At 73.5% G+C, this 20,049-nt stretch carries 17 protein-coding genes; 8 read left to right on the top strand and 9 right to left on the bottom strand.

Annotation, left to right across the window (positions count from 1 at the left end):
• Positions 1-255 precede the first annotated feature (255 nt).
• Entirely contained in the window at positions 256-3,426 is a 3,171-nt protein-coding gene (locus tag ABZS77_RS12615) for a BTAD domain-containing putative transcriptional regulator (protein WP_354821599.1), read from the top strand.
• 139 nt (positions 3,427-3,565) lie between these two features.
• Entirely contained in the window at positions 3,566-4,138 is a 573-nt protein-coding gene (locus ABZS77_RS12610; protein WP_354821596.1) for a hypothetical protein, read from the top strand.
• 81 nt (positions 4,139-4,219) lie between these two features.
• Here the strand turns inward: ABZS77_RS12610 and ABZS77_RS12605 are convergent, their stop codons facing one another.
• Together ABZS77_RS12605 and ABZS77_RS12600 are read right to left on the bottom strand one after the other, a co-directional pair.
• Positions 4,220-5,854, bottom strand: a complete 1,635-nt coding sequence (locus ABZS77_RS12605; protein WP_354821593.1) for an MFS transporter — start codon at positions 5,852-5,854, stop codon at positions 4,220-4,222.
• On the bottom strand, positions 5,848-6,543 hold the full coding sequence (locus ABZS77_RS12600; RefSeq protein ID WP_354821590.1) for an SDR family oxidoreductase: 696 nt from the start codon (positions 6,541-6,543) through the stop codon (positions 5,848-5,850). The genes ABZS77_RS12605 and ABZS77_RS12600 overlap by 7 nt, the downstream gene beginning before the upstream one ends.
• A 162-nt stretch (positions 6,544-6,705) precedes the next feature.
• On the opposite strand from ABZS77_RS12600, the gene ABZS77_RS12595 reads away from it, so the two are divergent.
• From ABZS77_RS12595 to ABZS77_RS12575, 5 genes are all read left to right on the top strand, one after another.
• Positions 6,706-7,995 carry a sensor domain-containing protein gene (locus ABZS77_RS12595; RefSeq protein ID WP_354821587.1) on the top strand — a complete coding sequence of 430 codons (1,290 nt, stop codon included), beginning with the start codon at positions 6,706-6,708 and terminating at the stop codon, positions 7,993-7,995.
• On the top strand, positions 7,983-8,648 hold the full coding sequence (locus tag ABZS77_RS12590) for a response regulator transcription factor (protein ID WP_354821584.1): 666 nt from the start codon (positions 7,983-7,985) through the stop codon (positions 8,646-8,648). Before ABZS77_RS12595 ends, ABZS77_RS12590 begins: the two co-directional genes overlap by 13 nt.
• A gap of 88 nt (positions 8,649-8,736) precedes the next feature.
• Positions 8,737-9,798 carry a Gfo/Idh/MocA family oxidoreductase gene (locus tag ABZS77_RS12585; RefSeq protein WP_354821581.1) on the top strand — a complete coding sequence of 354 codons (1,062 nt, stop codon included), beginning with the start codon at positions 8,737-8,739 and terminating at the stop codon, positions 9,796-9,798.
• Positions 9,799-9,991: 193 nt separating this feature from the next.
• Positions 9,992-10,543, top strand: a complete 552-nt coding sequence (locus ABZS77_RS12580) for a DUF1062 domain-containing protein (protein WP_354821578.1) — start codon at positions 9,992-9,994, stop codon at positions 10,541-10,543.
• Positions 10,544-10,741: 198 nt separating this feature from the next.
• Positions 10,742-11,815 carry a carboxypeptidase-like regulatory domain-containing protein gene (locus tag ABZS77_RS12575; RefSeq protein ID WP_354821575.1) on the top strand — a complete coding sequence of 358 codons (1,074 nt, stop codon included), beginning with the start codon at positions 10,742-10,744 and terminating at the stop codon, positions 11,813-11,815.
• Here the strand turns inward: ABZS77_RS12575 and ABZS77_RS12570 are convergent.
• The 3 genes from ABZS77_RS12570 to ABZS77_RS12560 all read right to left on the bottom strand — a co-directional run bounded on the left by ABZS77_RS12570 (position 11,812) and on the right by ABZS77_RS12560 (position 13,661).
• Positions 11,812-11,970 carry a hypothetical protein gene (locus ABZS77_RS12570; protein WP_354821572.1) on the bottom strand — a complete coding sequence of 53 codons (159 nt, stop codon included), beginning with the start codon at positions 11,968-11,970 and terminating at the stop codon, positions 11,812-11,814. The two genes, ABZS77_RS12575 and ABZS77_RS12570, sit on opposite strands and share 4 nt — an antisense overlap.
• A 182-nt stretch (positions 11,971-12,152) precedes the next feature.
• The gene (locus ABZS77_RS12565; protein ID WP_030335934.1) at positions 12,153-12,374 is read right to left on the bottom strand and encodes a hypothetical protein; all 222 of its coding nucleotides are present in this window, start codon (positions 12,372-12,374) and stop codon (positions 12,153-12,155) included.
• A gap of 186 nt (positions 12,375-12,560) precedes the next feature.
• Positions 12,561-13,661: a PIN domain-containing protein gene (locus tag ABZS77_RS12560; RefSeq protein WP_354821569.1), complete on the bottom strand. Its 1,101-nt coding sequence runs from the start codon at positions 13,659-13,661 to the stop codon at positions 12,561-12,563.
• Between the two features lie 218 nt (positions 13,662-13,879).
• On the opposite strand from ABZS77_RS12560, the gene ABZS77_RS12555 reads away from it, so the two are divergent.
• On the top strand, positions 13,880-15,916 hold the full coding sequence (locus ABZS77_RS12555; RefSeq protein WP_354821566.1) for a glycosyl hydrolase family 28-related protein: 2,037 nt from the start codon (positions 13,880-13,882) through the stop codon (positions 15,914-15,916).
• A gap of 42 nt (positions 15,917-15,958) precedes the next feature.
• Here ABZS77_RS12555 and ABZS77_RS12550 read toward each other — a convergent pair whose 3' ends face one another.
• From ABZS77_RS12550 to ABZS77_RS12535, 4 genes are all read right to left on the bottom strand, one after another.
• Complete coding sequence (locus tag ABZS77_RS12550) at positions 15,959-16,588, bottom strand: hypothetical protein (RefSeq protein ID WP_354821563.1); 630 nt, start codon at positions 16,586-16,588, stop codon at positions 15,959-15,961.
• A gap of 14 nt (positions 16,589-16,602) precedes the next feature.
• The gene (locus ABZS77_RS12545) at positions 16,603-17,691 is read right to left on the bottom strand and encodes a cellulose binding domain-containing protein (RefSeq protein ID WP_354821560.1); all 1,089 of its coding nucleotides are present in this window, start codon (positions 17,689-17,691) and stop codon (positions 16,603-16,605) included.
• A gap of 67 nt (positions 17,692-17,758) precedes the next feature.
• Positions 17,759-18,808, bottom strand: coding sequence for a nitronate monooxygenase (locus ABZS77_RS12540; protein WP_354821557.1), 1,050 nt, complete (start codon positions 18,806-18,808; stop codon positions 17,759-17,761).
• 47 nt (positions 18,809-18,855) lie between these two features.
• Entirely contained in the window at positions 18,856-19,968 is a 1,113-nt protein-coding gene (locus tag ABZS77_RS12535; RefSeq protein WP_354821554.1) for a hypothetical protein, read from the bottom strand.
• Between the last annotated feature and the right edge of the window lie 81 nt (positions 19,969-20,049).

Genomic DNA, 20,049 nt, shown 5'->3' with positions numbered 1-20,049 from the left:
GTGCAAGATCACGAGGGCTGCCGGCATCCGGCGGCTCTCTTGTCGACGTTCGATGAAGTTGTTGCTCGCGGCTCCTCTCGGAAGGGAAGTGGACTCGCCTGGCCGTACGGGCCACCGCCGGTCGTCGTGCACCGGATCGGTGATGGCAGAACTCTCGCCGCCGGACCCGGTAGCGAAGCTGAACGAATCCTTGACAGCCATGTCAGACCTGGTCGTGGCCGATGTGGACGACCCAACGGACGCGGGGGCGATGCCGTGGAACTTCGGATACTTGGCGAGCTACAGATCCAGGCGGCCGGCCGGCCGATCGAACTCGGCCCGCTGAAGCAGCGCCTGGTCCTGGCGGCACTGGCCGTGGACGTCGGTCGGTCCGTACCGGTCGAGACGCTCATCGACCGGGTGTGGGACGGTTCGCCCCCAGCGGAGGCCCGAGGGGTGCTCTACACCTACATCACCCGGATCCGCCGGTTGCTCGCGGCGGCCTCTCTCGACGAGGGCGTCACGGCCATCACACTGGTCCGACGGCCCGGTGGATACCAGTTGGAGGCCTCGGACGACCGCGTGGACCTGCGGCTGCTGCGCAGTCTCACCGACCAGGTCCACCATCTCGAACCCGACGACCCGCGACGGGCGCACCTGCTGCGTCAGGCGGTCGAGCTGTGGCGCGGCGACCCGCTCGACGGTCTGCCCGGCGACTGGGCGGCCCGGGTGCGGGAGCGGCTACGTCAACAGGCACTCGGCACCCTGCTGGAGTGGGCGGAGAGTGAACTGCGTCAGGGCCGCCCCGGGCCGGTGGCCGACAGACTCAGCCAGGCACTGGAACGCGACCCGCTCACCGAACCCCTCGTTCTGCACCTGATGCGCGCGCTGCACCTCGGTGGCCGACGCGCCGAGGCGCTGGACCAGTACGCCCGCACGCGCACGCTCCTCTCCGAGGAGCTGGGCGTCGACCCGGGCGCCGAACTGCAACAGCTGCACCAGCGCATCCTGCGTGACGAGATGGCGCGACGGCCGGTGGCAGCGTCCGCGCCACCCGCGCCGCCCGTCGTGGTGGCACCGGAGCACGTCGAACCGGTCGCGCCGGACGAGCCGACCGACGCACCGCCGGTCGGGCGTGCCGGTCCCGGTTGCCAGCTACCGCCCCCGCTTCCGGACCACACGGGATGCGAGGCGGAGATCGAGCGGGCGCTCAGCGTACTGGCGCAGCCGGAACGGGCGGTCGTCTCGCGGCCGCCGCTGATCCTGTCCGGGCCCGGTGGCGTCGGCAAGACCTCGCTGAGCGTGCGGCTGGCCCACCTGTTGCGGAACAGCTACCCGGACGGGCAGATCTTCGTGGGTCTCGACGGCCGGCGCAGCGACCCGGCCAGCGCCCTGAACCAGGTCCTGCGCGCCCTCGGCGTCCCGAACGTGCAGCAGCTGCGCAGCACCGAGGAGAAGCTGAGCCAGTACCGCTCGACCATCAGCGGGCGCCGCATCCTGATCGTGCTCGACGCGGCGACGAGCGCCGAGGAGATCCGCCCCCTCGTTCCCGGTGACTCCGGCAGCGCCCTGATCGCGACCAGCCGCGCCCGGCTGACCACGGTGCCCGGAGCACACCACGTCGAGCTCGCGATGTTCACCGCCGAGCAGTCACTGGCCCTGCTCGCGCAGATCCTCGCGGACGACCGGATCGTCCGCGAGCCGCAAGCGGCCGAGACGCTCGTCGGGCTGTGCGGCGGCCTGCCCCTCGCCCTGCGCATCATCGGCGCGCGCCTGACCGCGCGACCACACCAGCGGATCGCCCGGCTGGCCGACCGGCTGCGCAACGAGCGGAGCAGGCTCGACGAGATGACCGCCGACGGGCTGGCGGTCCGGCTCAGCGTGGCGGTCAGCTACGAGGGCCTGGATCCGGCCGCACGGCGGATCTTCCGTCTGCTCGGTTTCATGGGGTCGCCCAGCTTCGCGGAATGGCTGGGCGCGGCACTTCTGGACGAACCGGTGGACGTCACCGAGGAGCTGCTGGAGCTCCTGGTCGACGCCCGCCTGATCGAGGTCGTCACGGACCCGGTGCACCGCGTCCTGCGATACCAGATGCACGACCTGGTGCGGCTGTACGCGTACGAGCGCGCCGTCCAGGAGGACACCCCTGAGGAGCTGCACACCGCGGTGGCCCGGGTGTTGACCGCGGCGACCGAGCTCAGTGAACGCCTCGGCGAGCGACTTCCGCACGCGGTGCCACCGCTGTACCGGCAGCCGCCGATGCCGGTCAGCCTCCAGCCGTGTGTGCTGGCCGCCGACCACCTGCGTCCGGGGTGGCTCGACGCCGAGGGCGCCTGCCTGGTCGCGGCGGTGGAACGTGCGGCCGAGCTCGACATGGACGCGGCGGCCTGTGCGCTCGCCGACGCGCTGGTCTTCGCCTCGTTCGCGGTCCGCAACGACTTCCTGAGCTGGGACCGCACCCACGCGGCGGCGATCGGCGTCGCGCGTCGTACGGGCAACCGGGTGGCCCAGGCCGTCATCGAGTGCGGGATCGGGTTGCTCCGTTACAAGGAGGACCGGTTCGCCGACGCGGAGCGCTACTTCCCGGCCGCGGTGGCACTCTTCGACGAGGCCGGCCACCAGGCCGGGGCCGCCGCCGCGCGCAACGGGCTCGGCACGGTGCTGCGCGAGGTGGGACGGCACCACGAGGCGATCCCGCTGCTGGAGGCTGCCGCCGACACGCTGGCCCGGCTGGGCGACGAGAACGGTGCCGCGCACGCCCGGTACGGGCTGGGGCACTGCCACCGTGAGCTGGGTGACGACACGACGGCCAATGCGCGGCTCAGCGAGGCCGTCAGTGGGTACCGCACACTCGGGCACTGGCGTGGGGAGGCCATCGCCACCCGCGCGATCGGTCTGGTCCACCGGGCGCGCGGCGAACTGGACGAGGCCGAGATGTGGTGCTCGCGCGCGCACGCACAGATCATGGCCCATCAGGACGAGCACATGGCCTGCTACACGGCCCAGGCGCTGGCGAAGATCTGGCTCCGCCGGGGCGAGGTGGACCGGGCCCGCGAGCCGCTGAGCCGTTCCCTGGCCACCTGCCGGCGTCTGCACGACAGGCTGGGCACGGCGCTCGTCCAGCGCACCATCGGCGAACTGCATCTCGCCGCGGGCCAGCTCGACGACGCGGCTCGCGCGTTGGAGCTGGCGTACGACGGCTGGCAGGCACTCGGACACGACCTGGGCCGGGCGCGGACCCTGCGGGACCTCGGGCTGGTCCGCGCGGCGAGCGGCGATGTGCCGGCGGCCCACACCGCCTGGTCCGATGCCCTGGCGGTCTTCGACCGACTGGGCACCCGGGAGGCCGGTGAGGCGGCGGGCTGGCACGACGGTTGCGGCGCCGACTGTGGGTTCGACAGCGTCGGGGCCTCCCCGGGTGCCGCACGCGCCGTGTCGACGCTCTGAGGCGCGGCGACCTGCGGAATCAAGGTTTGGTTCAGCTTCGGCGGAGGAGCGGATCCTACCGTCGTCGGCAGGCCCGGGCAGCGGCTCGCGGCTCCACCGACGACGGAAGGACCCAGTCATGCGAACTCGAGGACATGGCGTGGCACTGGCGGTTGCGGTAGCCCTGACCTGCGCGGTGGCGGGGTGCTCCCACGCCGAGCGGCGGCCGGTCGCAGCGCCCACCGCCAGTTCGCCCGAGTCCATCGTGGACGCACCGCCGAGCGAGGCGACGTCGCCTCCGACCGACAGCCCGCAGGCCGGAAGTGCCACGCCGACGCCCCCGACGGGCGGCGGGTCCCGCACCACCGGCGGTGGGTCCCGCACCACCGGCGACGGCTCGTACCCGCCGGGCGCCGCGGCACCGGACCCGACGCCCAACACCGACCCCTCCTGTTCGCCCGGCACCCTGCTGGCCGCCAGCCGGACGGTGCTGGACGGCAGTACCGCCGGGCTGGACATCGCCCGGGTCGACGTGCTCACCTGCAAGAACTCCTACGCCCGGGTGATCGCCGTACCGGCCGGCTCGGGCGAGATCCTCCCAAAGCCTCAGATCTTCCTCCACCAGTCCGGCACGCGGTGGCAGCTCGCCGGCCGGGCCGGGGCGGGCACCGACTGCGGGGACAGCGACCTGGCGTCGGACATCAAGCAAGCCTGCGGTGCGCTGGGCCGTTGACGCCCGCGTGGTCCGGGCGCCCGCCGGCACGCTGGCCCGCGCCCGGACCACCCTGGGACTGGCACCCCCTACCCGTTCTGGTCAGGTGGCCTCGCGGTCGTCGGTCAGCCGGCGGCCGGCGGCGGCCGGCACCAGGTGCCGCACCTCCGGAGTGCCGTCGGCGCACTCCCGGGCCCGTTCCTCGGCCGCACGGTCCTCGCCGGTGAGCCGACCGCCGTGCTGGCGCAGATGCTCGTCCCAGGACGGCACCAGGTACACCTCGACGAACCGGTCGGTGGTCTCCGCCGGACGGAACAGGCCCCACCGCATCGCCCCGGTCCGCTGCCGGGCGGCGCGCACCGAATCCATGGCCGCCAGGAACGAGCGGGCGCGCTCCGGCCGGACGCTGTACCGCACCAGCACCAGCACGGGTCCGACCCCCGGATCAGGCTCGTACGCCAGGTGCAGTTGCGGCCAGTAGGCCGCCGGTTCCCGATTCACCGCGCGCAGGTCGGGCAGCGGCCAGATCCGGCTCGTCACGGTGCCGGTGAGCATCAACGCCGCCGCCGCGAGATAGGCGAGGACCAGGCCGCCCATGTCGGCCACCAGCCCCCACAGCAGCGCGCCGGCCGCCTGCCCGCCCGCGAAGCACACCTGGTAGACGGCCAGACCACGGGCGCGTACCCAGGCCGGCAGGAAGAGCTGCATCTCAGCGTTGACGTTGGCCAGCACCGTCACCCAGGCCATCCCGGCGGGCAGCAGGACGAGAAGCACGACCGGCACCACGCGTACGGTGGCGACCACGGCCAACGTCACGGTGAACACCGCCCCGGCGCCGAGCAGGAGCTGGTTGGCCGACAGTCGGGTGCGGATCACGGCCAGCAGCACGCCACCGGCGACAGCGCCCACCCCGAGGGCGGCCAGCAGCAGCCCGTACCCGCCGGAACCCAGCCCCAGCCGGCGGCTCGCCACCAACGGCAGCAACGCCCACAGCGCGCTGGCCGGGATCACGAAGACCAGCGCCCGACGCAGCAACCGGCGCACGATCGGCGAGTGCCGTACGTATCGGCTGCCGGCGCGCAGCGCGGCGGCGAACCGCTCGGGCACCTCGACCGCGCGGGCGTTGCCGGGCCGCCAGCGCCACAGCGCGTACGTGAAGACCGCGAACGCGACGGCGTTGAGCCCGAAGACCGGGGCGACACCGGTACGGGCGATCAGCACACCGGCGAGCGCCGGACCGAGCGCCCGGGCCACGTTCACGCTTATCGAACCGAGCGTGGACGCCGAGCGCAGCTGCTCCTGCGGCACCAGCTCCGGGATGACCGCCGCCCACGCCGGCAGGGTGAGCGCCTGCCCGACCCCGAACGCGAAGGTCAGCGTGAGCAGCAGAGCCGGCGGCATCCGATCGGTCAGGGTGAGCAGCGTCAGGGCGAGGGCCACCGCGACCAGGAACAGTTGCACGGCGATCAGCAGGTGCCGACGGTCGAAGCTGTCGGCCAGCACTCCGGCGGGCAGCGCCAGCAGCAGCACCGGCAGCAGGCTGGCGGTCTGCACCAGGGCGACGAGGGTGGAGGCGTTGGAGTGGTGGATCAGCAGCCACTGCGCGCCGACCGTCTGCATCCAGGTGCCGATGTTGGCGACGAGCAGCGCCAGCCACAGGTTGCGGTAGACCGCCGTCCGCAGCGGCGCCCACGCGGAGGCCGGACGGTCGGCGGGTCCGGCTCCGGCAGTCACCACCGTCCGTCCGCGCGCAGCACGCGCTCACCGGACACGTACAGGTCGTCGGGTTCGAGCAGCAGCAGCCGGACGACCTCGGGGGCGACCTGTTCCGGCAGGGCGTACACCTCGTCGAGGAAGTCGGCGCCGACGCGTTCCTGGAGCCGGGTCGGCATCGGCCCGGGATGCAGCTGCATCACCTTGACCCGGTTACTGTGCTGGGCCTCGGCCAGCGAGTCGACCAGGCTGCTGCCGTAGCTCTTGGTGGCCCGGTACACCGGGATGCCCGGCCGGGGCGCCGCCAGCGCCGTCGCCCCGACGTACACCACGTTCCCGTGGTCCTGCCGACGCAGGTGCTCCAGCGCCTCCCGGAGCAGGTACGTGACGCCCAGGACGTTGATCTCCACGGCCCGCCTGATGTGCTCCACCGGAAGGTCCGCGAGGCCGCCGCCCGCCCACATCGCCGCGCACACCGCCACCCCGTCGATCGCGCCGTAGCGTTCCACCACCCCGGCGAACCCGTCGCGGACCTGCTCGTACGACGACACGTCGCAGACCGCCCCGTCGCACCCGAGCTGGTCGGTCGTCGCGGCGACCTCGGCGGGCTCGTTGCCGAACACCACCACCCGGTGCTCGTCGACCAGCAGTCGGGCCACCGCGAGACCGAGTCCGCTGGTACCGCCGACCACCACGAAGGTTCTGGCACCCATGTCTCTCCCGCCGCCGCGAGCACAGCTCACGCGGGTCGCGTGATGGCGCGTCCTTCCCGTTTCCGGACGCCGCACACCCGTCCGGCGGGTAGTGCTGGGCATACCCCTGAAGTGGATCTGGACGGCTGGGACGCCCGTTCGCCCGCGATTAGCGTCTGTGGCATGACCCCGCAACGCCCTTCCCACCTGGCCCAGGCTCTGCGCCGCCGCGACTGGCTGGTCTCCGCCTGGCCCTGGCGGGCGCTGGCCTACCTGGTCAGCACCGTGCCGATCGCGGGCGTGCTCGCCGTCGGGCTGCTCGTCCTCGGCGCACCCCTGCTCGCCGCCGTCAACGCGCTGCGGCTGCACGGACGACCGCCGGAGATACCGCTGATGCTGTTCCTGGCGGTCGGCAGCCTCACCCTGCTGGCGCTCGCGCCGATCGTGAGTTTCCCGGTCGCCGCCGTGGAGCGGTGGCGGCTCGGACTCGTGGACGGCCGTCCACTGCCGGCGTCCCCGTGGCCGGGACTGGCCGCCCGGTACCGCACCGCCGCCGGCTGGCGGGAGGTGGCGTACCTGTTCTGGCTGGGCGGGGTGGCCCCGGTCGCGTACTGGGTGCTGTTGCTGCTGGTGCTGCTCGACCTCGGGATGGTCACCAGTCCCTGGCTGGTCAGCGACGCCGATCCGGTGGTGGTCTGGCAGCCGATCGAGACCACCGGGGAGGCCGTTCCGTACGCGGTCGTCGGTGTGCTGCTGCTCCCGGTGCTCTGCTACGCGGCCGGTCTGCTCGCCGCCGGCCAGGCCGCCGTGGCCCGGTGGGCGCTCGCCTGGCCCGTCGACGCGGCGGCGCTGCGCGAGGTCACCCGGTCCCGCACCCGGCTGGTCGGCGCGTACGAGGCCGAACGGCGCCGCATCGAGCGGGATCTGCACGACGGCGCGCAGCCCCGACTGACCAGCCTCACCCTGCAGCTGGGTCTGGCCCGGCTGGACGTACCGGAGGACTCCCCCGCCGCCCGGCCCCTCGCCGTGGCGCACGACCAGGCGCGGGGGCTGATGGTGATGCTGCGGCAGTTGGTGCACGGCATCCGACCGCAGAGCCTCACCGACCTCGGGCTGGCCGGGGCCGTGCGGGAGCTGGCCGACGCGGCCACCGTCACGGTCACCGTGCACGCCGACGTCGACGGCGAGCTGCCGGAGATCGTCGAGACCACCGCGTACTTCGTGGTGTCCGAGGCGCTGGGCAACGTGGCCCGGCACGCCGGGGCGACCCGCGCCGACGTCCGCCTCACCCGGGCCGGCGGCGACCTCGTGGTCGAGGTGTCCGACGACGGTCGCGGTGGCGCCGACCCGGCCCGGGGCACCGGCCTGACCGGCCTCGCCGACCGGGTCGCCGCGGTGGACGGGCGGCTGCTGCTGTCCAGCCCGCCCGGCGGGCCTACCCTGGTCCGGGTGGAGCTGCCATGTCGTCGGTGACCCGGGTGGTGCTCGCCGAGGACGAGGTGCTGCTGCGCGAGGGGCTGGTCGCGCTGCTGACCCGCTTCGACTTCGCGGTGTGCGCCGCCGTCGGCTCCGCGCCGGAACTGCTGGACGCCGCCCGGGACCACCGGCCGGACCTGGTGCTGACCGACATCCGGATGCCGCCCGGTCGTCGGGACGACGGGCTGCGCGCGGCCGTCGCGCTGCGCGCCGAACGGCCCGGACTCCCGGTCGTGGTGCTCAGCCAGTACGTGCAGACCGGGTACGCGGCCGCGTTGCTGGACAGCGGCGACGGCCAACGGGTGGGCTACCTGCTCAAGGACCGCGTCGCCGAGGTCGCCGAGTTCGTCGACACGCTGCGGCGGGTCAGCGCGGGCGGCACCGCCATCGACCCGGACGTGGTCCGACAACTCCTGCACCGCCCGCGTGATCCGCTCGCCGCCCTGTCCGCGCGGGAACGCGAGGTGCTGGCGCTGCTGGCCGAGGGCCGCTCGAACGCGTCGATCGCGGCCCGGCTGCACGTCACCGAGGCGGCGGTCGGCAAGCACGTCGGCAACATCCTGCTGAAGCTCGACCTGCCGCCCAGCGACGACACCAACCGGCGGGTGCTCGCGGTGCTCACCTACCTGCGCAGCGACCCGGCGGCCTGACCAGCGCCGGACCATCCGCGGAGCGTAGATTCGACAACCGGCACCGCAGCCACCTCGGGTGAGCGGGCCGGCGAGACGGGGGTGCGGCATGGCGGAGGCGTTGCGGGTTGGCCTGCTGGGGTACGGGCTGGCGGGCCGGGTGTTCCACGCACCGCTGATCGCCTCGACGCCCGGGCTGCGCCTCGACGCCATCGTGACCCGCGATCCGCAGCGGCGCGAGCAGGCCCGGCAGCACTTCCCGGACGCCCGCCTGGTCGACGACGCCGACGGGTTCTGGCGTACCCCGGACGCTCTGGACCTGGTCGTGGTCGCGACGCCGAACCGGCAGCACGTGCCGATGGCGCGGGCGGCGCTCGCCGCCGGCCTGCCGGTCGTCGTCGACAAGCCGCTGTCGCCGACGGCGGCCGAGGGTCGGGCGCTCGTCGACGAGGCGGCCGAGCGTGGCGTACCGCTGACGGTGTTCCAGAACCGGCGCTGGGACGGGGACTTCCTGACCGCCCGCCGGCTGGTCGAGCGGGGCGAGTTGGGGCGGGTGCTGCGCTTCGAGTCCCGGTTCGAACGTTTCCGGCCGGCGATCAAGCCGGGCTGGCGGGAGCTCGCCGGGCCCGAGGAGGCCGGTGGCGCCCTGTTCGACCTGGGCGCGCACCTCGTCGACCAGGCGGTGCAGCTGTTCGGCCGGGTGGACCGCGTGTACGCCGAGGTGGACCGACGCCGTGCCGGCGCCGAGGTCGACGACGACGCCTTCGTGGCGTTGACCCACGCCAGCGGGGTGCACTCGCACCTGTGGATGGGCGCGGTGACCGCGCAGCTCGGCCCCCGGCTGCGGGTGCTGGGCGACCGGGCCGGCTACACGACGTACGGCCTCGACGTCCAGGAGGCGGCGCTGCACGACGGCGGCCGACCGGACCAGCCGGGCTGGGGCGAGGTCCCACCGGAGCGGTACGGCATGTTCGGTGTGGACGGTGACCTGCGGCCGGTGCCGACCGAGGCGGGCGCGTACCAGAGCTTCTACGCGCAGGTGGCGGCGGCGCTGCGCGACGGCACCGCGATGCCGGTCGACCCACGCGACTCGGTCGCCACGGTCGAGCTGATCGAGCTGGCCCACCGGTCGGCGGCCGAGGGCATGGTGCTGCCGGTCCCGACCGCCTGAGCGGCGCCGGCCCGAAAAACCGGTGGAGTGGCGCCGCCGCGCGCCACTACCCTGCGGCCACCCACGTCGTCCAGGCAAAGGGCGGGCCGTTGTACACCCTGTGAGACATCCCGAGCGCTGATCTGTCGCGCGTCGCGCATCTGCGCCGCGCTCCTTCTTGCTGCGGACTTCTCACTGAAACCGGTGTACCTCTGTGCTCACAACCTGGGCCGTCGTGCCCACCTGCCTGCCGCTCGTACGCCGCCGTTGCCGCGCGTGTGCGTCCGAGCTCCTTCGGCCAAGCGGCAAATTCCGCGTCAACGCCAACCGCAAGCTCATCGACGTCTGGCTCCTCGCGCTCTGCACCGTCTGCGGGGAGACGGCGAAGCTCACGGTCCTGGAACGGGACACGGTGCGTTCCATCCGACCGGAGCTGCTCGACCGGCTGCACGACAACGATCCCGGGCTGACCGTTGAACTGCTTCAGGATCCGGATGTGCGGCGCCTCAACCGGTTCGACCTGGACTGGACCGACGCCTGGCGGCTCGACACGGACGGACCGGATCACCTGGACCACGACAGGATCGACGTCGAGGTCCACTTCGCCGCCCGGATCCCGGTGCGGCCGGTACGACTGATCGCCGACGGGTGTGGCCTGTCGCGCGGTGAGGTCGAGCGGCTGATCAACGAGGGGAAGATCGTGTCGATGGCCCGTCTGCTGGGGGGCACGCTCTCCGGCGACTTCACCTTCACGCTCAAACGCTGATCGGTTGTCACCCTGGGGCCTGTCCGGCACGATTCGCCGGGCAGGCCCCGTCCCGTCGCCGCCCGGACCTTGTCCCCGGCCCGTCGGTGCCGTCCGACCAGCCGTCGGAGGCGGGTCGCGCGATCCATCCCGGACAGGGCATAGTGGCCTGCGGCGTCATCGACCGGTGTTGCCTGTCCCTGGAGAGGGTGGTTGTTGGTGACGACACGCTCAGCTGTCCGATGGACCGTGGCCGCCGCCGTGATCGCGCTGACCGGGGGGCCGCTGGCGGTGTCGGCGACACCCGCGACGGCCGCCCCGGAGACCGTCCGCATCCTCAGCGTGTCGGCGGAGAACGTGAAACCCGACGAGAAGGTACGCGTGCGGTTCAGCGTCACCAACACGGGACGCCGGGCCGAAAAGGCGATCGTGGTGGTCGGCGGCGGCCTGCGATGCACCTCCGGATGCCGGGTGGAGCCGAAGCTGGGGCCTGGCGAGAGCCGGAGCTTCGACGCGACGGTCGTCGCGCCCGGGGCTCGCCCGGGTGAGACCACCGGTCTCAACATCTCGATCGGCCTCCGGCTCGCCGGTGAGAACAGCTATGCCTACAAGATGGTCTACGTCCACGGCCCGGGTACGTCGTCGTCCGGCGCGCCGGCGGCCGGGGTGAGCGGGGTGTCCGGCCGGGTCCGCGACGCCGGCGGAAAGGCGATCGGTGGGGTGGCCCTGACCATCCAGGACAGCGCCGGGCACGAGTACCGGACGACCAGCGGCCGCAGCGGCGAGTTCTCGATCGCGGCGAGCGCCGGCAGGACGATCGCCGCGGGCACCATCACGGTCCGCGCGGCCAAGGGCGGCTACCGCAGCGCCAGCACGACCGTACGGGGCACCTCCGGTGGCGTCGCGACCGTACGGCTGACCCTCTCCGCGGTGGTGGCACCCACCAGGGCGTCGTCGTCGCCCGTCGCGGAGGCGAACGCTCCCGCCGCGGCGGTCGACGTCACGTCCGAGGCCGCGCCGCCCACCCTCAAGGCGGTCAGCGACGAGGGGAACGGTTCGGTGCTGCCCTTCCTCGTGGGCGGCCTGCTGGTCGCGGCGGGTCTGGGCACGCTCGGGCTGGTGGTGATGCGGCGCAGGAACGCACCGGAGGTTGACGCCCCCGCGGCGACCCACCTGCTGGCGCCGGCCGGTGGGGGCATGACCGACGCTCCGACGGTGGTGCTGCGCACCGGGCCGGTGGGTGGCGGGTTCCCGGGCTCGTACGGCGACCACGACCGGCGGGACAGGCCCTAGTCGGTCTCCTGCCCGAAGGGGGCGTCGTCCGGCACCCGGGCGTCGTCGTCGGTCAGCGCGTCGTCCGGCGCGTGGGCGAGGTTCGCGAGTCGACGCTCGGCTTCCCGGATCTCCTCGGCGAGCCTCGGGTTCTCCTCGTCGGGACCCTGCGACATGGGGGACCTCCATCGGGCTGGCCACCCTCGTGTACCCGGCCTGACGGCGGGGACACGGAACGCATCGCGGGAGGTGTCTCGGCGACCTGTGGGCACCGGTGGGTGGGAGCCGTGCACCGGGCCGGTCGGCAAGCGCGTCGGGTTGGAGCCCAGGAGCGTTGCCGGCCCGGCCCGGTGCCGGATCAGCGCTGCTTCAGCTCACGCCAGGATGGGTGGGTGCCGCGCCAGGCGTCGGCGAGAATGGCCGCCGAGGCCCTGCTGGGGCACTGCTGCACCCGCTCACGGCCCGACGCCCCACCGATCTGGGCGCGAACCTCCCAACCCTGCCCATCAGTACGGATGTACACGTCCCGGCGCCCGCGCGGGGTCGTGTCTCCGTTCCACCAATGCTCCTCGACCTTCATTCGCCGACCGTATAGCAATTTCCGCGCCGAGGGTACGGCCCAGGAAGGCGCAGACTAGGGCAAGAGCCGCATTCCTGGCGTATTTCGGCCCAAGCGTTGACAGTTCGAAACCACAACGGCGGATCTCCCCCGCCTGAGTTGCAGATCAGGGGCTTGTCACCCTCGTGGTCGACGCGCCACGGACCGTCAGGGCCGGGTGGTCAGGAGGTAGTCGTCGGCTTCGGGGCTCCACCGCAGGTCGAGTACGCCGGCGGTGGCGGCGGCCTTGCAGAACTGCAGGAAGCTGCGGTAGCCGAGCTTCTTCTCGCTGAAGTCGGGGCGCGCCCGCCGCACCTGGTTCTTCAGACCGGACAGGGCCACCGGGTTGCCGCCGCTGCCCAGGTCCGCCACGACGCCCCGGAGCAGACCGAACGCCACCTCCCGGTCGCCGTGCTCGGGCAGCGATACCTCCGGGTCGCCCTTCGCGGGCCCCTCGGCCAACTCGATCACGTTGCGCTCGGCGAGGTGGCGCAGCAGCTCGCCGAAGGTGCGGAAGCCGTAGTCGGACTCGCTGAACGTCGGGTCCTTGCGTAGCAGCGTGCGCTTGAGCCGGGAGGCGGTGACCTCGCCGTTGGCGCTGCCCTGCAACCCGGCCACCGTCTGGGCGACCTGCACGGCGAGGGCGTCCACGTCGCGGCCGGGCTCCTCGCCCGCGGGACGGCGGTCCACCTCCGGCTCCGGCTCGTGCTGCCGCTCCGGCTCGGACGGGCGCTGGTCCGGGCCGGCCTGCCGGCCGGTGGGGCGGGCGCGCCGACCCCTGGGCGGCGGGATGTCCACGCCCTCCAGCCGGTCGTAGTAGAGGAACTCGTCGCACGCCGGAGGCAGCAGCGCCGACGTCGACCCCTCGACCCCGACGCCGATGACCCGCTTGTTCAGTTCGCGCAGCTTGTGCACCAGCGGGGTGAAGTCACTGTCACCGCTACAGATGACGAAGGTGGAGATGTAGTCACGCTCGAACGCCAACTCGATGGCGTCCACGGCCATCTTGATGTCCGCCGCGTTCTTGCGTGACGCGCCCATCCGCTGTGGAATCTCGATCAGCTCGACGTGTGACCGGGTGAGCATCCGGCGGTCCTCGTCGAAGTAGGACCAGTCGGCGTACGCCCGGCGCACCACGACCCGCCCCCGCTCGGCCAGCGCGTCGGCGATCGGCCGGAAGTCGAAGTCCGCGCCGCCACGGTTGTCGCGCGCCCCCAGCGCGAGGTTCTCGTAGTCGAGGAACAGGGCGATCCGGTCTTCTTGATCCACGCGGCCCAGCGTACGCCCGGCGCGGGTCGTCCGGGCGCAGGTGGAGCGCGACACCTCAACTCACTGATCGTCCACTTCTTGCGATCCTACGGTCGCCTCCTTTCGGTGTTCGATTGTTGTCTTGCAGTGCACTGTCCGGTGCTGCATCATGCAGATCAATGTCGGGCGTCGGGGGCGCCGGGCGGACCTCCACCACCATTCACCCAGGAGGGTCACCGATGTTTCGCAGCCTCATGCCGGCCCGGAGACGACCGGGCCGGCCGTCCGCTGCCGTGGTCGCGGTCGCGACCGGCCTCGCCACGCTGGTCGCCACGCCCGCCGTCGCCGTCGCCGGGCCGTCCGCGTCCACCGGCGCGCGGCCCGTGGTCACCCGCGCCGCCCTCGACCCGGCGCTGGTCGCCGGGCGCGGCGCCGACGTCCACTTCGTCGAACAGGAGGCGGAGAACGCCCACACCGACGGCGAGGTCATCGGTCCGGACCGGTCCGCCTACACCCTGCCCGCGGAAGCGTCCGGCCGGCGGGCCGTCCGGCTCACCCCCGGCGAGTACGTGGAGTTCGTCCTGCCCAGCGCGGCGAACGGGATCACCGTGCGGTACAGCATCCCGGACGCGCCGCGGGGAGGCGGCATCACCGCGCCGCTGACGGTCGCGGTCAACGGCAGGCACGTACGCACCATGACGCTCACCTCCCAGTACTCGTGGCTCTACAACCAGTACCCGTTCACCAACGACCCGCAGGCCGGGCTGCTGCACCCGGACTGGTGGATCACCGAGTGTCAGTGCGTGCCGTCGGCCACCACGCCGTACCCGAGCATCAGCACACCGTTCCGACCCACCCACTTCTACGACGAACAGCGCCTGCTGCTCGGGCGCACCTACCGGGCCGGTGACCGGATCCGGCTCACCGCGCCGGCCGGCAGCGCCGCCGCGTGGACGGTCATCGACCTGCTCGACTCGGAGCTGGTCGCGCCGCCGCGCGTCCGGCTGCTCGCGGCGAACGTGCTGGCCTTCGGCGCCGACCCCACCGGCCGGCGGAACTCCGCCGACGCCCTGGACCGGGCCATCTCGTTCGCCCGGCGCAACCACCTGAAGGTGTACATCCCGCCGGGCACCTACCAGGTCGACCGGCACATCATCGTCGACGACGTGACCATCGAGGGCGCCGGAAACTGGTACACCGTCATCAGGGGCCGCGAGGTCGCCCTGCCCACACCCGCCCCGGACGGCTCCGTGCACACCGGTGTCGGGTTCTACGGCCGCGACGCCGCCGACGGCGGCAGCCGCAACGTCCACCTGTCCGGCTTCGCCATCGAGGGCGACGTGCGGGAACGCGTCGACACCGACCAGGTCAACGCGATCGGCGGGGCGATGAGCGACTCCACGATCGACGGGCTGCACCTGCGCCACACCAAGGCGGGCCTGTGGTTCGACGGCCCGATGCGCAACGTCCGCGTCACCAACAACATCATCGTCGACCAGATCGCCGACGCGCTCAACTTCCACACCGGCGTCACCGACTCGCTCGTCGCGCACAACTTCGTCCGCAACACCGGCGACGACGGCCTCGCGATGTGGTCGGAGAAGACGGCCAACGCGCGCAACACGTTCGACCACAACACCGTGCAGTCGCCGACCCTGGCCAACGGCATCGCCATCTACGGCGGCACGGACACCACCGTCTCGCACAACCTCGTCGCCGACCCGGTACGCGAGGGCAGCGGCCTGCACGCCGGTTCCCGCTTCGGCGCCGAGCCGTTCACCGGGTACCTGCGCTTCACCGGCAACACCACGGCCCGCGCCGGCACGTACGAGCTGAACTGGAACATCGGACTGGGCGCGATCTGGGTCTTCGCCCTGGACCGCAGCATCGACGCGGCGATCGAGGTGACCGGCGACGCGTACCTCGACAACACCTACAACGCGATCATGCTGGTCAGCGACTGGCCGGTGAAGGACCTGTACTCGATCAACGACGTGCGCTTCCGTGACGTCCGGGTCGACGGCACCGGCACCTCGGTGCTCAGTGCCCGGTCGGCCGGGTCGGCCTCGTTCGCCAACGTGGACGCCCGCAACGTGGGAGCCGTCGGCGTCAACAACTGCGGGTCGTTCCACTTCACCCCGGCCGGCTCGGAGTTCACGCTGACCGACCTCGGCGGCAACGACGGCGGCTGGCTCGCGCCGTGGCTGCTGCCGAACACCATCACCTGCGACGACCGTCCCCCGGTGTCGCCGCCCCCGCCGCCGGCGCGGTGGTGACCACGGTGGGCGGCCCGCACAGCCGGGCCACCCACCGTGTGGTCAGCTCATCCGGACGTACGCCAGCGGAACGCTCGTCGGCTGGCCGTCCCAGCTGCCGAGCAGGGTCGGCCCGGTGGCGTCGGCGGCACCGGGGTGGCGGACGACGACCAGTTCGACGGAGTCGGTGACGATCACCGTGCTGTCGCCGTCGACCACCCGCCGTACGGCGCCGACCGGTGCCGCGTCGGCGGCCCCGGCCCCGCTCACCGCGACCGTCATCGTTGGTGAGCGCCCCTCACGCCGTCCGTCCACCTCGAAGAACTGCTCGGCCTGACCGGCACCGGTGAGGATGGCGTGGGCCAGCGCGGCCGCGTACACCGGGTCGGCGCAGCCGTCGTACACCCAGCGGGTGCCGAGCGCCGAGTGCTCGGTGGTGCCGACCAGCCACTCGTCGGCGCCGTCGAGCGGCGCGTCGCGGTACGTGAGCGGGACGTGGTGGACCGGACCGTCGGCTACGCCCACCAGCATCGTCTCGATGCCGACCGCGCCGGCCGGGTCGTCGAAGCGGTAGGCACCGGGGCTCACCACGTCCGCGCCGGCCGACCCCTGGTACCAGGGTCGGCCGGGCAGCCAGGTCGCCAGCAGGTCGAGCTTCGTGGGGCGCAGTGTCGCGCGATGCAGCAGTGCCATTCCGGCAGCCTAGGTCACAGGCCCGCGCAGGGTTTCCCGTCGATCGTGCAGCTCTCCGGTTCCCGCGCCTTGGGTCGGCTGTCGCGGACGTCGAAACGGAACGTCTGTGACCCACCGGCCGACACGGCGGGTCCGGTGAAGGTGACCGTCCGCCCGTCCTGCCGCCAGGTGGCGTCGTCGACGTCGTCCACCGTGGTGCCCTCGGCGAGGGTGACCACCACGGCCCAGTTCGTCGGCGCGCCGCCCGGGTTGTCCACCACGATCTCGCCCGTGTAGCCGAACAGCCGGCTGGAGTCGGTCGCGTAGCGGGCCGCCACGACGACCCGCGGCGGGGGTGACGGGGTCGCCGACGGCGTGCGCGACGGCTTCGCCGACGGGGTGCGGCTCGGACGCGCGGTCGCCGACGACGCGGTCCGCGACGGCCGCGACGAGGGCGTCGCCGAGGGCGCGGCGGTGGGCTCGGCGACCGTCACGCTCGCCGACGGTGTGCCCGTCGGCGCCGGCGCGGCGGCGGGATCCGACCCGGTCGGCAGCGCGATCCACGCCGCCGTACCGGCCACCAGGACGGCCCCGGCGGCCACGGCCACCAGCGTGCGACGCCGACGGCGGGTACGGGCCGCTCCGCCGTCCACGGCGATCAGTGGCAGCTCCGTGGTCATCCCGACCTCGCCCCGGCGCAGGTCGACCTGCTGGAAGGCGAGCCAGTCGAGAATGGCCGGCAGGCGTACGGTGAGCGCCTGCCGGAGTTGCTGCTCACGCGGCTCGTGCTGCTCGGCCGACCAGGCGCCGTGCGTGGTGACCTCCCGCACGGCGAGTCGCGAGCCCTCCCTGGTGGCGGTGACGGCACAGGTCAGCTCGGTGAGCCGGCCGGCCTCGTCGCAGCGCAACGCGAGCAGTTCCGGAGCGATCCGCTCGATCACCTCGACCTCGGTATCGGTGTCGAAGCCCGGCAGGCCGGCCGTGTGCAGCAGCAGCCGGTCCGGCACACCCTGCACCGTCTCGGCCTCGACGAACCACCGGCCGAGCAGCTCCAGATCCGTCAGGGCGAGCCAGACCCGGTCGGGCGGGTGGGACAGGTCGACCTGCGCGCCGATCTCGATCACGGCGAGACTCTAACGGGTTTGCCACCCGACGCCGTCCACCCGCCCGGCCCGACGGTCGATCCGCTGGTCAGCCCCAGTTCATCGACCGCTCGGCCGCCACCGCCAGGGCCGCCCGGGCGTCGTCGCTCAACTCGGCGAGCAGGTCCGCCGCCGGCACGTCCCGGGCCAGCGGGTGCGCCTGACCGGCCCACAGGTTGGCGACCGACGCGTCCCCGTCCCGCCGGGCGGCGGCGAGCAGCGGCCGGGTCAGGTGCAGCACCTGCGGGTAGCCGGCCGGCGCCGCCGCGTCGTGCCGCCGCAGGAAGTCGTTGACCACGCCCCGGGCGCGCTTGCCGGTGAACGCCCGGGTCAACGCGGTCGGCGCCGCGCCGGCCACCGCCGCCCGGTGCAGGGGCGAGCTGCCCGCCTCCGGGCAGCGCAGGAACGCCGTACCGAGCTGGGCGGCGGCGGCCCCGGCGGCCAGCACGGCGGCGATCCCGGGACCGTCGGCGATGCCACCGGCGGCCACCAGCGGCCGGGCAGAACGGGCGGCGGCCAGCCGCAGCAGCGGCAGCAGCGCGTAGTCGTCGTCGTCCGGTGCCCCACCGCGGTGCCCGCCCGCCTCGGTGCCCTGCACGACGACCGCGTCCACGCCCACCTCGACGGCGGCGGTGACCGCGTCCGGCCGGGTGACGGTGGCCCACACCTCGGTACCCCGCTCGCGCAGGGCGGCCACCGCCGCCCGGTCCGGCAGGCCGAACACGAAGGACACCACCGGCACCGGGTCCGCGAGCAGCGCCGCCAGCTTCTCGGGGTACGCGTCGTCGCCGCCCACCGGCTCGCCCAACCGCACGCCGCGCTCCTCGGCCTGCGGCGTGAGCCGCTCGGCGTACGCCTCGATGCCGGCCTCGTCGACCGGGCCGGAGCCGGGCAGGAAGACGTTGACCCCGAACGGACGGTCGGTGTGGGCGCGGACCTGCGCGACGTCGGCGACCAGCCGTCCGGGGTCGATCATCCCGGCGGCCAGGAAACCCAGGCCACCGGCGGCGGACACGGCCCCGACGAGCGCCGGGGTGGACGGCCCGCCGGCCATCGGGGCGGCGACGATCGGGTGACGCAACGTGGACAGGACGGACATCAGCCCATCCTGCCGCACGGGACCGGTACCCGTGGACGAGCCGTGGGTCAGCGCCTGTCGGTGTGCCGCCGCCACAGCACCCCGCCGATCGCGAGGAGGCCCAGGAGCGTTCCGGCCCCGGCCACGAGGGGCCAGATCCGGCCACCGCCACCGGTCTCTCCGGCGGCCCGGACGGCCCCCGTGGGCGCGGGCGGGCTGGCCGTGGTGGTGGACTCCGCCGGTGGCGGGGCGGCGGCGGTGGACGAGGACGGGACCGGGTACCGCAGGATCGTCGGGCGGGTGCCCGCCGGCTGGTCGGCGGACTCGGACACGGTGAGCAGCGAGCGGCCGTCCCGGCTGTAGGTGATCGACTCGCCCTGGGGCTCGTCCGGCAGCGGGACGGCCCTCGCGGTGCCGGTGGTCAGGGCGGCGACGACGTCACCGGCGGGCACGTCGTACTCGAAGGCGTCGGCGTAGGTGCGCAGCACCACGCGGCGCCCGTCCGGGGAGTTCGCCGCGCCGGTGACCACGCCCCGCCCGAGGAACGAGTACGGGTTGCTCGTGGAGCTGGACGGCAGGACCACCTGCCCGACCGAGGCCAGCGGCGTCGTCGCGCCCGGTCGGAGCGCGGTGGTCGGCGCGTACAGGACGGCGGTGCCGCTGCCGCCCTTGGTGATGATCAACGGACGTCCGGTGGCGTCGAGCAGCAGCGCCTCGGCGTCGTGCGGGCGGTCCGGGTAGCTCATCCGCAGCAGCACCGGCTCGTCCGCACCCGGCGCGAGCCGCCACAGGGCGACCGTCTCCCGCGTGCGGTCGTTGTCACCGGTGTCGGCCACCCAGATGGTGCCGTCCGCGCCGATCGCCAGGTCCTCGGTGTCGCGGGGGCGCGACGGGTAGCTGACCGTCCGCGTCACCGCGCAGCGGCGGTCCAGGTGGAAGATCCGGCGGCGGGCCTCGTCGTCGGCGCCGTCGTTGACCACCACGTACCCGTCGTCGGTGGCGACCATCCCGGAGATCTCGTTGAGCCGGTCGTCCCGCACCTGACACACGGTCGCCGGAGACGCCGCCCCGGCCACACCGGGCGTCAGCGCCACCGCCGGCACGACGCCGACGACCAGCGCGCCGAGCACCGCCCCCGCGCGGACACGCCACCCCCGGGTCACCCGCCCGCGTACGCGCATCGCCCGCCTCCTCGTCGCGGCCACGTCCCCGGCCGTCCCGCCCATCCTGGCGGATGCCGCCCACCGCCGGTGGGCATCTCG

The sequence above is a fragment of the Micromonospora sp. NPDC005298 genome, assembly GCF_040607375.1.
Taxonomy (GTDB): domain Bacteria; phylum Actinomycetota; class Actinomycetes; order Mycobacteriales; family Micromonosporaceae; genus Micromonospora.
This window is presented reverse-complemented; position numbering and strand designations above follow the sequence as displayed.

Coding starts and splice junctions, on each gene's coding strand:
- ABZS77_RS12600 (WP_354821590.1), bottom strand. CDS start 6,543: ATGGGTGCCAGAACCTTCGTGGTGGTCGGCGGTACCAGCGGACTCGGT.
- ABZS77_RS12595 (WP_354821587.1), top strand. CDS start 6,706: ATGACCCCGCAACGCCCTTCCCACCTGGCCCAGGCTCTGCGCCGCCGC.
- ABZS77_RS12590 (WP_354821584.1), top strand. CDS start 7,983: ATGTCGTCGGTGACCCGGGTGGTGCTCGCCGAGGACGAGGTGCTGCTG.
- ABZS77_RS12585 (WP_354821581.1), top strand. CDS start 8,737: ATGGCGGAGGCGTTGCGGGTTGGCCTGCTGGGGTACGGGCTGGCGGGC.
- ABZS77_RS12570 (WP_354821572.1), bottom strand. CDS start 11,970: ATGTCGCAGGGTCCCGACGAGGAGAACCCGAGGCTCGCCGAGGAGATC.
- ABZS77_RS12565 (WP_030335934.1), bottom strand. CDS start 12,374: ATGAAGGTCGAGGAGCATTGGTGGAACGGAGACACGACCCCGCGCGGG.
- ABZS77_RS12555 (WP_354821566.1), top strand. CDS start 13,880: ATGTTTCGCAGCCTCATGCCGGCCCGGAGACGACCGGGCCGGCCGTCC.
- ABZS77_RS12550 (WP_354821563.1), bottom strand. CDS start 16,588: ATGGCACTGCTGCATCGCGCGACACTGCGCCCCACGAAGCTCGACCTG.
- ABZS77_RS12540 (WP_354821557.1), bottom strand. CDS start 18,808: ATGTCCGTCCTGTCCACGTTGCGTCACCCGATCGTCGCCGCCCCGATG.
- ABZS77_RS12535 (WP_354821554.1), bottom strand. CDS start 19,968: ATGCGCGTACGCGGGCGGGTGACCCGGGGGTGGCGTGTCCGCGCGGGG.